The sequence below is a fragment of the Pseudomonas azadiae genome (assembly GCF_019145355.1).
Classification (GTDB): Bacteria; Pseudomonadota; Gammaproteobacteria; order Pseudomonadales; family Pseudomonadaceae; genus Aquipseudomonas; species Aquipseudomonas azadiae.
On sequence record NZ_JAHSTY010000002.1, the window covers coordinates 1,629,878 to 1,642,730 of the forward strand.

11 protein-coding genes are annotated in these 12,853 nt (G+C 62.2%); all 11 read left to right on the forward strand.

Annotation, left to right across the window (positions count from 1 at the left end):
* Positions 1–347: 347 nt before the first annotated feature.
* The 11 genes from arnC (at position 348) to KVG91_RS23800 (ending at position 12,852) form a co-directional block, all read left to right on the forward strand.
* Positions 348–1,379: an undecaprenyl-phosphate 4-deoxy-4-formamido-L-arabinose transferase gene (gene arnC / locus KVG91_RS23750; protein ID WP_169375372.1), complete on the forward strand. Its 1,032-nt coding sequence runs from the start codon at positions 348–350 to the stop codon at positions 1,377–1,379.
* A complete protein-coding gene (arnA, locus tag KVG91_RS23755) occupies positions 1,376–3,379 on the forward strand; it encodes a bifunctional UDP-4-amino-4-deoxy-L-arabinose formyltransferase/UDP-glucuronic acid oxidase ArnA (protein ID WP_169375373.1) in 2,004 nt (667 codons plus the stop codon). The genes arnC and arnA overlap by 4 nt, the downstream gene beginning before the upstream one ends.
* Positions 3,379–4,263, forward strand: coding sequence for a 4-deoxy-4-formamido-L-arabinose-phosphoundecaprenol deformylase (arnD, locus tag KVG91_RS23760; RefSeq protein ID WP_169375374.1), 885 nt, complete (start codon positions 3,379–3,381; stop codon positions 4,261–4,263). Before arnA ends, arnD begins: the two co-directional genes overlap by 1 nt.
* Positions 4,260–5,915, forward strand: coding sequence for a lipid IV(A) 4-amino-4-deoxy-L-arabinosyltransferase (gene arnT / locus KVG91_RS23765; protein WP_169375375.1), 1,656 nt, complete (start codon positions 4,260–4,262; stop codon positions 5,913–5,915). The genes arnD and arnT overlap by 4 nt, the downstream gene beginning before the upstream one ends.
* Positions 5,912–6,259, forward strand: a complete 348-nt coding sequence (gene arnE, locus KVG91_RS23770; protein ID WP_169375376.1) for a 4-amino-4-deoxy-L-arabinose-phosphoundecaprenol flippase subunit ArnE — start codon at positions 5,912–5,914, stop codon at positions 6,257–6,259. The genes arnT and arnE overlap by 4 nt, the downstream gene beginning before the upstream one ends.
* On the forward strand, positions 6,256–6,669 hold the full coding sequence (gene arnF, locus KVG91_RS23775; RefSeq protein WP_169375377.1) for a 4-amino-4-deoxy-L-arabinose-phosphoundecaprenol flippase subunit ArnF: 414 nt from the start codon (positions 6,256–6,258) through the stop codon (positions 6,667–6,669). The genes arnE and arnF overlap by 4 nt, the downstream gene beginning before the upstream one ends.
* Positions 6,666–8,054, forward strand: coding sequence for a UDP-glucose dehydrogenase family protein (locus tag KVG91_RS23780; RefSeq protein ID WP_169375378.1), 1,389 nt, complete (start codon positions 6,666–6,668; stop codon positions 8,052–8,054). The genes arnF and KVG91_RS23780 overlap by 4 nt, the downstream gene beginning before the upstream one ends.
* Positions 8,055–8,057: 3 nt before the next feature.
* Complete coding sequence (locus KVG91_RS23785) at positions 8,058–9,680, forward strand: phospholipid carrier-dependent glycosyltransferase (protein ID WP_169375379.1); 1,623 nt, start codon at positions 8,058–8,060, stop codon at positions 9,678–9,680.
* A gap of 63 nt (positions 9,681–9,743) precedes the next feature.
* Positions 9,744–10,109, forward strand: coding sequence for a type VI secretion system contractile sheath small subunit (locus KVG91_RS23790; protein WP_169375321.1), 366 nt, complete (start codon positions 9,744–9,746; stop codon positions 10,107–10,109).
* Between the two features lie 144 nt (positions 10,110–10,253).
* The gene (locus KVG91_RS23795) at positions 10,254–10,964 is read left to right on the forward strand and encodes an HPP family protein (protein ID WP_169375380.1); all 711 of its coding nucleotides are present in this window, start codon (positions 10,254–10,256) and stop codon (positions 10,962–10,964) included.
* Positions 10,965–11,232: 268 nt separating this feature from the next.
* A complete protein-coding gene (locus KVG91_RS23800; RefSeq protein ID WP_225927048.1) occupies positions 11,233–12,852 on the forward strand; it encodes an acyl-CoA dehydrogenase family protein in 1,620 nt (539 codons plus the stop codon).
* Position 12,853: the final 1 nt, after the last annotated feature.

Below are 12,853 nucleotides of genomic sequence, written 5' to 3' on the forward strand. Positions count from 1 at the left end.
TCACCAAGATTCATTGGCGACGCGCAGGCGCGCCCATTGAACCAAATACCCGCTTCACGGCTCCTATTTCGCCCGGCAACTAAAGCCTGCAGGCCCCTGGTTGTCTAGCTGAACCCTAGCTGTCTACCTGTCAAATAAACGAGTTTTTCATCTGTCTTTCATATCTGTTCCACATTTTTACGCTTAATCTTGAACACAGCACTTCATCGTTCACTGCGCTACAGCGTCTAACCTATTGATTACACTTCACCTTTGGCGCCGTTCCTGACGCTGCGACCTGGACTTTCGCCCAATGATTGCTGCTGTTTCCACGCTCCAAGTTGCTCAAACCCTGAGGTCATGAATCTTTGAAACCCTACCCTATTCATTGCGTGTCGATCGTTATCCCGGTCTACAACGAAGAAGAGAGCCTGCCGCAATTGCTGCTGCGCACAACCGCAGCCTGCAAGCAACTGGCCTACGAATACGAAATCATCCTGGTGGATGACGGTAGCCGCGACAATTCGGCGCAATTGCTGGAAGACGCAGCTTCAGAAGATGGCAGCAACGTGGTGGCGGTGATCCTCAACCGTAACTACGGCCAGCATGCGGCAATCATGGCCGGTTTCGAACAATGCCGGGGCGACGTGGTGATCACCCTCGACGCGGACCTGCAGAACCCGCCGGAAGAAATCCCGCGCCTGGTGGAGCAAGCCGCCCTGGGTTACGACGTGGTCGCCACGGTACGCAACAATCGCCAGGACTCGGCCTTTCGCCGCTGGCCTTCGCGCCTGATCAACCTGGCGGTGCAGCGCTCCACCGGCGTGGCCATGACGGATTACGGCTGCATGCTGCGCGCGTACCGCCGCACCATCGTCGACGCCATGCTCGCCTGCCGCGAACGCAGCACCTTCATCCCGATCCTGGCCAACGGCTTTGCCCGTCACACCACCGAGATCCTGGTGCACCACGCCGAGCGCGAACACGGCGAATCCAAATACAGCGCCATGCGCTTGATCAGCCTGATGTTCGACCTGCTGACCTGCATGACCACCACCCCGTTGCGCCTGCTGTCCATCGTCGGTTTCAGCCTGGCGGCGCTGGGCATGCTGTTTGCCTTTGCGCTGATCGTCATGCGCCTGGCCTTCGGCGCCGACTGGGCCGGCGATGGCTTGTTCGTGCTGTTTGCGGTGCTGTTCGTGTTCACCGGCGGCCAATTCATCGGCATGGGCCTGCTGGGCGAATATCTGGGCCGCATGTACAGCGACGTGCGCGCCCGCCCGCGCTTCTTTATTGAAAAAGTGCTGCGTAATACGCCGGCAGCACCGGCTCCGGTGGTCGTCGTCGACGGCCTGGTGTCCTCCCATACTTCTACTTCTGCGGATCAGGTCCAATCATGAGTTCAAAAGCTGTTGTCTTCGCGTACCACGATATTGGCTGTGCCGGGATTGAAGCGCTGCTCGCTACGGGTTACGACATTGCTGCCGTGTTCACCCATGCCGATGACCCCAAGGAAAACAACTTCTACGCCTCCGTCGCCCAGCTGTGCGCGCGCAACGGTATCCCGGTGCACGCCCCGGAAGACGCCAACCATCCGCTGTGGGTCGAGCGCATCGCCAAGCTCAGCCCGGACTACCTCTTCTCGTTCTACTACCGCAACCTGCTGAGCGAGCCCTTGCTGGCCACCGCGCGCCAGGGCGCATTCAACCTGCACGGCTCGCTGCTGCCCAAATACCGTGGCCGCGCGCCGGCCAACTGGGTGCTGGTCAACGGCGAAACCGAAACCGGCGTGACCCTGCACCGGATGGTCAAGCGTGCCGATGCCGGCGCGATCCTGGCCCAGCAGAAAGTCATCATCGAGCGCAACGACACCGGCCTGACCTTGCACGCCAAGCTGCGTGACGCCGCCAGCAGCCTGCTGCGCGATGCCCTGCCGCAACTGGCCGCGGGCAAGCTGACCGAAACCGCCCAGGACGAAAGCCAGGCCACCTGCTTTGGCCGCCGCACCGCCGCCGACGGCAAGCTGGAATGGAAAAAACCGGCGCAAGCGCTGTTCAACCTGGTTCGCGCCGTGACCCAACCGTACCCAGGCGCCTTCTGCGCCGTGGGCGAGCACAAGTTGATCGTGTGGCAAGCCGAGGTGGTCAAGGGCAACGAAGGTCTGGCGCCTGGGCGTGTGATCAGCGTCAATCCGCTGCGCATTGCCTGCGGTGAAGACTCGCTGGTGATCACCTTCGGCCAGCGCAACGACAATGGCCTGTACCTGGCCGGCCCGTCGCTGGCCAGTGAACTGGGCCTGGTCGACGGTTCCGTGCTGCGCGGTGCCGAGTCCGGCCGCAAGCCGCGCCGTACCCGCGTGCTGATCCTCGGCGTGAACGGTTTTATCGGCAACCACCTGTCCGAGCGCCTGCTGCGTGACGACCGCTACGAAGTCTATGGCCTGGACATCGGCTCCGATGCCATTGAGCGCCTGCGCAGCCACCCGAACTTTCATTATGTGGAAGGCGATATCAGCATCCACACCGAGTGGATCGAATACCACATCAAGAAGTGCGACGTGGTCCTGCCGTTGGTGGCCATCGCCACGCCGATCGAATACACCCGCAACCCGCTGCGCGTGTTCGAGCTGGACTTCGAAGAGAACCTCAAGCTGGTGCGCTATTGCGTCAAGTACAACAAGCGCGTGATTTTCCCGTCGACCTCCGAAGTCTATGGCATGTGCCAGGACCAGTACTTCGACGAAGACACCTCCAACCTGGTGGTGGGCCCGGTCAACAAGCAGCGCTGGATCTACTCGGTCTCCAAGCAACTGCTGGACCGTGTGATCTGGGCCTACGGCGCCAAGGGCCTGAACTTCACGCTGTTCCGTCCGTTCAACTGGATGGGCCCGCGCCTGGACCGCCTGGATTCGGCGCGTATCGGCAGCTCGCGCGCCATCACCCAACTGATCCTCAACCTGGTGGAAGGCACGCCGATCCGCCTGTTCGACGGTGGCGAGCAGAAGCGTTGTTTCACCGACATCGCCGACGGCATCGAAGCCCTGGCGCGCATCATTGATAACGACAATGACGTGTGCAACGGCCAGATCATCAATATCGGCAACCCGGAGAACGAAGCCAGCATCCGCCAACTGGGCGAAGAGCTGTTGCGTCAGTTCGAAGCCCACCCGCTGCGCGGCAACTTCCCACCGTTCGCCGGTTTCCGCGACGTGGAAAGCAAGGCGTTCTACGGCGCCGGTTATCAGGACGTGGCGCACCGCAAGCCGAGCATCGAAAACGCCAAGCGCCTGCTGAACTGGACGCCGACCGTGGAAATGAGCGAAACCATCGGCAATACGCTGGATTTCTTCCTGCGCGAGGCCATGCTTGAAATCGCCCAGTCTACCGAAGAAGCCAAATAATGCGGGCAGGCCTGCGCATCGACGTCGACACCTACCGTGGCACCCGTGAAGGTGTGCCGCGGCTGCTTGAGTCCCTGGACGAGGCAGGGGTCAAGGCGACGTTCTTCTTCAGTGTCGGGCCGGACAACATGGGCCGCCACCTGTGGCGCCTGATCCGCCCGCAGTTTCTGTGGAAGATGCTGCGCTCCAATGCCGCCGGCCTGTACGGCTGGGATATCTTGCTGGCCGGCACCGCCTGGCCGGGCAAGCCGATCGGCCGCGACCTGGGGCACTTGATGCGCCAGGCCAAGGCCGCCGGGCACGAAGTCGGCCTGCACGCCTGGGATCACCACGGCTGGCAGGCCAACACCGGGCGCTGGAGCGAGGCCCAACTGGTCGAGCAAATCCGCCGGGGTGTCGACAGCCTGAGCGACATCCTCGGTGAGCGCGTCGACTGTTCAGCCGCCGCCGGTTGGCGTGCGGACGAGCGCGTGGTGCAAGCCAAGCAAGTTTTCAATTTTCGCTACAACAGCGATTGCCGGGGCACCAGCCTGTTTCGTCCAACCCTGGCCGATGGCAGCGCGGGCACCCCACAAATTCCGGTAGACCTGCCGACCTTCGACGAAGTCGTCGGGCCGGTGGTGGCTGCCAAAGACTTCAACGGCTTCATCCTCGACCGGTTTGCCGCGTCGAAGCTCAACGTCTACACGATCCATGCAGAGGTAGAAGGGATTCTGATGGCCCACGATTTTCGCCAATTGCTCGCCCAGGCCGGGCAGCGCGGCATTGACTTCCAACCGCTGGGCGACTTGTTGCCGGCGGACCTCGCCACCCTGCCCCGGCAACAGCTGGTACGCGGCGCCTTGAGCGGCCGCGAAGGCTGGTTGGGAGTGCAACAGGTATGATCCGCCGCTGGGCCCTGCCTTTGCTCCTGCTGGCCTTTGGCGTGTTTTACCTGCTGCCGCTGGCCACCCATGGCCTGTGGATTCCGGATGAAACCCGCTACGCGCAGATCAGCCAGGAAATGCTGCTGACCGGCAAGTGGGCCGCGCCGCACTTCATGGGCATCCGCTACTTCGAGAAGCCTGCTGCAGGCTACTGGATGATCGCGCTGGGCCAGGCGATTTTCGGGCAGAACCTGTTCGGCGTGCGCTTTGCATCGGCCTTGAGCACCGGCTTGAGCATCCTCCTGGTGTATTGGGTGTCGCGCCGGTTGTGGAACGACCCGCAAAAGAGCCTGGTCAGCAGCGTGCTGTACATGAGTTTTGTCAGCGTCGCGGCCTTGGGCGGCTATGCCAACCTCGACCCGCAGTTCACTTTTTGGGTGAACCTGACCGGCGTGGCCTTGTGGTTTTGCTTCGACAGCACCACACGCAGCGCTCGGCTAGGGTCCTGGGCATTGCTCGGCCTGGCCTGCGGCATGGGCTTCATGACCAAAGGCTTCCTGGCCTGGTTGCTGCCGGTATTGATCGCCCTGCCCTACGCGCTCTGGCAGAAGCGGTTGCGTGAGCTGCTGGGCTATGGCCTGGTCGCCGTGGTGGTAGCGATTGTCGTCAGCCTGCCATGGGCACTGGCCGTTCACCTGCAGGAACCCGATTACTGGCACTTCTTCTTCTGGCATGAGCACATCCAGCGCTTTGCCGGCGAAGATGCGCAGCACGCCGAGCCGTTCTGGTATTACCTGCCGCTGCTGCTGGCGTTCAGCCTGCCGTGGATCGCATTGTTACCGTCAACCCTGCGTCAGGCCTGGCAGGACAAGCGCAGCGCGAACATCGGCTTCGTGCTGTTGTGGCTGTTAATGCCGTTGGCGTTCTTCAGCCTGGCCAAGGGCAAGCTGCCGGCCTACATCCTGCCGTGCCTGCTGCCGCTGGCCTTGCTGATGGGCCATACCCTGGCTGACAAATTGGCCGAGGGTCGTTACCGGGCCTTGCGCATCAACGGCTGGCTGAACCTGATCATGGGCGTTGTGGTGCTACTGGCCCTGACCTGGTTCCAATTGAAAAAGCCGGTCTACGCACCCGGCCAGGAAACCCTCAGCCTGGTGCTGGTGTTCACCGCGCTGTCCGGCTGGATCCTCGTCAACCTGCTGCAAGCGGCGCAGCCTTTGCGGCTGTGGGCGGCGCCGGTGATCGGCAGTTGGCTGATGGTGGCGTTGCTGCCGGCCGCATTGCCGCATTCGGTGGTGTACAACAAGACTCCGGATCAATTCATCATCGACCACCTGCAGCAATTGCAACCGGCCAGCGCTCTGCTGAGCAATGACCTGGGCGCGGCGTCGGCGCTGGCATGGCGCCTGGCGCGCCCGGACGTGACGCTCTACAACACCGTCGGCGAAGTCAAATACGGCCTCGCCTACCCGGATGCCGGCCATCACCAGGTGGACACCACCCAAATCCAGCAATGGATGAACGAGGCGCGCAAGAAGGGCTCGGTCGGTGTGGTAATGCGGGTCAAAGGTGAGGATGAACGGGCCGAAGTCGCCTTGCTGCCCAACGACGGCACGCGCTATGAACAAGGCAACATCGTGATCCTGATCTTTGCGCAGGTGACGCCTTGATCACGCTGCTGCTGCTATTGGCCGCCTGCCTGCTGACCTGCATGGGCCAGGTGTCGCAGAAATTCGCCGTGGACAGCTGGCGCGACCTGCCGGATGGCTGGGCGCTGAAACTGCGCTCGCCCTGGTTGTGGTCGGCGCTTGCGTGCCTGGGCCTGGGCCTGCTGGTGTGGTTGCTGGTGTTGCAGCGCCTGGAAGTGGGCATTGCCTACCCCATGCTCAGCCTGAATTTTGTGCTGGTCACCCTGGTAGCGCGCTTTGTGTTTGATGAGCCCATTGATGGCCGCCACTGGCTCGGCGTGGCCCTGGTGATTGCCGGTGTCGTGCTGTTGGGGCGCCAGGTATGAGCCGGGTCCGAGGTTTTGCCCTGGCGCTGGGCAGCGTCGGCCTGGTCAGTGCGGCCCAACTGGGTATGCGCTGGAGCATGACGCGCCTGCCGCTGCCCAACGCATGGCTGAGCGCGTTCAATAACGGCGGTATCGATCCCGGCGCCCTTGGCGTGGTGCTGCTGGCCATTTTCGCCTACGCCCTGTCGATGCTCTGCTGGCTCGGCGCGCTCAAGCATTTGCCTCTGGGCCGCGCCTATTCGCTGCTGAGCGTCAGCTATGCGCTGGTGTACCTGCTGGCGGCCAGCCTGCCGGTGTTCAACGAAGAATTTTCCGTTTCAAAGACCCTGGGGGTGGCGCTTGTCATCTTCGGTGTGTTGGTTATCAACTCTCGTCGTGCTAGCGCTACAAGTCCCAGGAATGCCCCATGAAAATCAGTGTATTTGGTAGTGGTTACGTCGGCCTGGTGCAGGCCACTGTATTGGCCGAGGTGGGTCACGACGTCATTTGCATGGACGTCGACCAGAACAAGGTCAAGCTGCTGCAGCAGGGCCATGTGAGCATCTTCGAGCCGGGGCTGGCGGCGATGGTGAAGGAGAACCTGGAGAGCGGGCGTCTGCACTTCACCTTTGACGAAAAGCTGGCCGTCGAGCACGGCGAGGTACTGTTTATCGCCGTGGGTACGCCTTCGGACGAAGATGGCTCGGCGGACCTGAAGTACGTGCTGTCGGTAGGCGATGCAGTGGCCCGGCACCGCAGGGATCCGGTGATCCTGGTGGAGAAATCCACCGTGCCCGTCGGCACCGGCGACACCCTGCGCGCGCACATCGAAAAGGCCCTGCACCTGGCCGGCCGGCACCTGGAGTTCGATATCGTCTCCAACCCGGAGTTTCTCAAGGAAGGCTCGGCCGTTGCCGACTGCCGCCGCCCGGACCGCATCATCATCGGTTGTGAGCGCGAAGCAGTGCGCGAGGTGATGCGCGACCTGTACGCCCCGTTCAACCGCAACCATGACCGCATCATCTTCATGGACCTGCGCAGCGCCGAGCTGACCAAATACGCCGCCAACTGCATGCTGGCCACCAAGATCAGCTTTATCAACCAGATCGCCGAATTGGCCGAACACCTGGGCGCCGACATCGAAGCCGTGCGCCTTGGCATCGGCGCCGACTCGCGCATCGGTTACCACTTCATCTACCCCGGCTGCGGCTACGGCGGCTCATGCTTCCCCAAGGACATGCGCGCGCTGATCCACAGCGCCAAACAGGCCAACTGCTCCAGCGATTTGCTCGAGGCGGTGGAAGCCATCAACCAGCGCCAGAAGAGCAAGCTGTTCGAACGCATCAATGCGTTCTTTCAGGGCAACCTGCGCGGCAAGACCTTTGCCCTGTGGGGCCTGGCGTTCAAGCCCAACACCGACGACATGCGCGATGCACCCAGCCGCGTGCTGATGGAAGCGTTGTGGGCCGCTGGCGCCAATGTCCGCGCCTTCGACCCGGAAGCCATGCAGGAAACCCAGCGCCTCTACGCGGACGAAACGCGCCTGATGCTGATGGGTACGCCGGAATCGACCTTGACCGGTGCCGATGCGCTGATCGTCTGCACTGAATGGCAACAGTTCAAGGCGCCGGACTTCGACCTGATCCACCAGCGCCTGAAAACCCCGGTGATCTTCGACGGACGTAACCTCTACGACGGCGAACGCCTGGCGCGCAAGGGCTTCCAGTATTACCCGATCGGCCGTGGCGATTCCTGCCAGTTGCCGATTCCCCAGCAGCAATGGCTGGCGCAGTTGCCGCAGGTTGTGGAAGCCTGATACGTGAACAAAGATCGACCGCCCCTGCTGAGCCCGACGATCCGCCGCCAATCCCTCGGCTTGGGCTTGCTGGGGCTGTTGCTGTTTATCGCCGGCAGCTGGCACCAGGCGATCATTGGCTTCGACTCACGCTTCGTGGTGTTCGCCCAGGAAATGTTGCGCCACGGGCCAGGCTTCTTTCCCACCACGTACGGGCAGCCCTATGCGGACTACCTGGCCACGTCGACGCTGCTGACCTGGCTGCTGTCGTTACCCACCGGTCAAGTCACCAGCCTCACCGCCTGGTTACCCACGGCGATTGCCTCGGCGTCGATCGTCATCCTGATCTATCGCCTGACGGCGCCCTACTCCCAGCGCTGGGGCCTGTTGAGCATTGCGATACTGCTGCTGAGCAGCACGTTTATCAGCGAAACCCGCGCAGTGTCCCTCGACCAGATGCTGGCGGCGATTGCCTTGGCGGTGTTCTATTTGGGGTATGCCCATGACCACTTCGCTGCGGCTAAGCGCCTGCATTGGCTGTACCTGCTGCTGATCCTCGGCTTTGCGGTGCGAGGGCCGATTGGCCTGGTCATTCCAACGGGCATGCTGTGCAGTTACTACCTGCTCAACCGCCAATGGCGCCAGCTCATCAGTTTTGGCTTGTTGGCGCTGGCCTTGCTGGTGGCCTGTGTTGGCCTGCTGTTGCTGATGGCCAAGCTCAGCGGCGGCGAAAGCTTCATGCAGGACGTGATCCGCATGCAGTTTCTGGGGCGCATGGATGGCAGCGAAGGCTCCAGTGGCGTGCTGTATTACTTCACCAGCTCCCTGGGCAACGCCGCCATGGCGTATCCGATGGCCCTGCTGGTGTTGTTGGCCATGCTGATCAGCGGGCGACGAGCGCCGGGGCCGGCGTTGCGGCTGGTGGGGTACTGCGCGGCGGCGGGGCTGCTGGTCATGCTCGGCCTTTCCATCCCCCAGGCGAAAAAGGCGCGTTATGTGCTGCCGATGTTGCCCATGGCGGCGATTATTGCGGCGTATCCGTTCCACGTCGCGCACGGGCGGCTGTTCGCCGGGTTGCGTGGGCTGATGCTGGGGCTCTGGACGTTGGTGCCGACGCTATTGATCGCCAGCCTGTTAATCGCACGTAAGCGCTACCCGGAGCAATTGAACGATCTGGGCTGGGTGTTCGGCGCGCTTGGGGCGCTGCAGGCCTTGGCCCTGTTAATGCTGCTCAAACCGCGTCTGCGCCCGGTCGGCCCCGCGTTTGCAGCGGTATTGGCCGTGTGGGGCAGCTATATCCTGGTGGTCGAGCCGCTGCTGCGCAGCGTCTATGACACCCGCACCTTCACCCTCCAGGTACATGAACAGGTGATGCAGCAGCGGGCGCCGGTGGTGTTGCACGGTTTGGGCAAAGACGCCAAGGCCATCAAGTACATGGTCAACCTCGACTGCGACCAGGTGCCGTTGTTTACTCAAAAGGCTACGGACCTCAAACCCATCCAGGGGCCCGCCTGGCTGGTGATGAGCGAAGCGGACTATGAAGGTTTGGCAGACCCGCGCTTTCGCGCCATCACCCCGACGTTGTCCGGTGAGTTCGACCGCAACCCTTACGTGCTGCTGCACCTGGACAAGACTGCGCAACCTTAATGTTTGCACCGCGCTCGCGGCGCAGAAAACTCCTACGCAGCTTTACGTAATGACTGGTGCCTTTTGCCTTTCCTGCACGCAAAACCCGGCGGTAAACTCGCCTCGGTGCGGTATTTATTGACCGCCACCGGCCATGGGTGGCAACAAGGACGAGAGGATGACGCCGTGCCAGATGATGTTTCGTTAGACAACGCCTCACTGGCCCGCGCCGAAGTGGGTGTCGGTTACGTGCCGTTACCGCCGCTGGAGCGCCTGAGAGGGTTGCGCGATGCCCTGGTGGCCTTGAAGGGCCCGCTGGCCAATGAACCGGGGCTCCAGGAAAACCTTCAAAGACGCTTTCTGGATGAAGACACCCGAAACCGCGTGCTCGGTAAAGTCTGTCGTCATTGTCCGACGGAGGCCGTTACAACTCACTATTTTTGCACTTGACCCTCATTAATATGCATTGGCGCGCTCTGTGCGAGGGCGGCACACTGCGCGGGTTCCTTCCCCCAAATGCTGGAACTTTCAAAGGGCTTTTCCGGGCAACCAGACAAGCCTTTTTTTTGCCCGCTGTTTATGGATCCTCTTTCAATGCTCGCTCGCTGGTTCCCCGCTGCTATCAACACCCGCCCCGCCGAATGGAGCCGTGCCGCCATCGGTATGGCCCTGGGCACCCTGTTCAGTGTCTGGCTGTGCTCCAAAGTGTTTGGCATGGACGTCGCGCTGCACCTGCTCGGCCCGCTCGGCGCGTCGGCCGTGTTGTTGTTCGCCGTCTCATCCGGTGCGTTGGCGCAGCCTTGGTCGATCATCGGCAGCTACCTGTGCGCGGGTGTGGTGGCCTTGCTGGTTACCCGCGTGCTCGGCCCATCCCTGGGCGGCGCTTGCCTGGCGGCGGGCATGACGGTGGTGGTGATGTGCTGGCTGCGCTGCCTGCACCCGCCGGCCGGTGGCCTGGCCATGACCCTGGTATTGGCCGACCCCGCCTCCGCCGCCCTCGGCTGGTACGAACTGGGCGCCGTGCTGCTGGGCGCCGGTGGCTTGCTGGCCTGCGCGCTGGCTTACAACAACGCCACCCGCACGCGCTATCCCAAAGGCGCTGCCGAACCAGCCCCCGCACTCCTGGTCAACCCCAACGCCGGCAGCGACCCCGCCATCACCGCCGCCGATCTGAAGCTGGCGCTGGCCGAAATGGAGCAGTTCTACGACGTCGAGCCCAGCGAGCTTGAACAACTGATCCACGCCGCTGAAACGCACGCCAGGCGCCGCAGCATCGGGGAAGTGCTGGCCAGTCGGGTGGTATGACAGGTGCGACGGACGGCGAATGCCGCACCTTGCAATGGGTCATGCGCGGGCTAGAGTCAATACACCACTTGTGGTTGTCTGCTGTTCACCCTGACGTCTGGATCCGCGTTGTTCCAGTAGCGAAGACAAAGGAATGTCTGGCTATGGATCAATGTCCATCGAGCGTCGTCGTGTATCGGTCATTTCCGTTACCTCCTCACGCCTCGCCTTGCCGGCGCTCCCGCTCAAGTGTTTCGACAGTCAATGTTGGAAACGGGAGAGCCCGGCCATGGACGCCACTTTAAAAGCGCTGTTCAGTTCATCGCTGTTTGAGCCAAGACAACGACATCAGCTCGACCTTCAGGCCTATATGGACCTGACCATCCAGCGCATGCATGCGATTTTTGATAGCGGCGCCATCAATAATGAGCTGTGGCTGGGGCAGTCGCGGCAACGGGCGTTCGCCAAGCTCTGCGAAATCATGGGTTGGCTGGGGGCATTCGATTACGCGCTGCACTCCTCGATCGTCGACCATATGATCGCCGTCGATGCGCTGTTCAACCACGCCAGCCCCCGCCAAGTGGCGCGCTATCGCGAAGAGGCCCTGCGCCTGCGCAAGGTCTATGCCTTCGGCTGTACGGAAGTGGGCGTGGGCACCGACGTGCGCAATGTGCAAACCCAAGTGACGTACGATCGTAAGCGGCACTGCCTGGTGCTCCATTCCCCCTCCCCCGAAGCCTGCAAATGCTGGATCGGCAATGCGTTGCGTGCGGCGCAGGTGGTGATGGTGATTGCACGCCTGATGGTGGATGGCGAGGACCAGGGGCATCACTGGTTTCGCGTGAAGATTCGTAAACGGGAAAACGGCCGCCTGCAAGAGGGTGTCCGGGTGATGGCCTGCGATCCCAAGGGCGGTATTCACGCCAATCAGGTCGCCGCGATCCGCTTCGACCAGATGGAACTCCCGGTCGATGCCCTGCTGCAACGGCACGCACACTTTACCCCCAAAGGTGTCTTTGTCAGTGACCTGCCATTGGGTGATCGCTTCATCCATTCGTTGAAGACCTTCCTTCAGGAGCGGCTGTTGTTCATGGCGGGCATTCGCCACAGCGCGGGCCTGGCGGCGCATCTGGGCTATCGGTTTGCCCGGCATCGGCTGATCCACGGGGCAGGTGGCCGCGAGCCACTCTTGCGTCAACCGCTGTTCCGCCAGCGCCTCTACGCCATACAGCTCAAAGCCTTGGCGCTCAAGTACCTGGAGCAAGCGGTACGCAAGCGCTTCGAGGCGCATTGGGCGCAGCCCCAACGACGTAAGGAGCTGCACCTATTGGCGGCACAGAACAAGTCAGTCGGCGCCTGGCTGGGGATCGAGGTGATCGGCCTGTCCCGCGAGCTGTGCGGCTCCCAAGGTTTTCACCACTACAACCAGATCGTCACGCAGCGCATGGACTGCGAAGTCGCCAATACCTTTGCCGGTGACAGCTCAGTGATGGCCTACCAGATCATCAAGGATGCGTTGGCGCGGCCACGCTTTGTCGGTAGCACGCCGACCAATCTTGGCCAGTGGGTAGAAGCGAAGATTGTCTCGCAATGCGCCGAGGCCGACGGGTATACCCATCAACAAGCCGTGGGCATGGCCTACGCGCGGGCGCTGGACCTGATCATCCAGGAAGTCGAAGGCCAGCGGCGGCTGGATAGCGAAACGCTTGGCGACCTGATCCAGGTGTTGCGCCCACCGTTGCATGCCTGGCTGGATGCCGGTGCCGATAGCCTCAGCCAGCATGCCAGCCAAAAACAGGTTGTGCGCCTGGCCGGCCTGCTCAGGCCGCCACGTGCGCTGGTCAGCGCGATGATCGATAAGCCTGACTACATCCGTCAATTCACGCGCTCACTGTATGAGGAGCAATGAA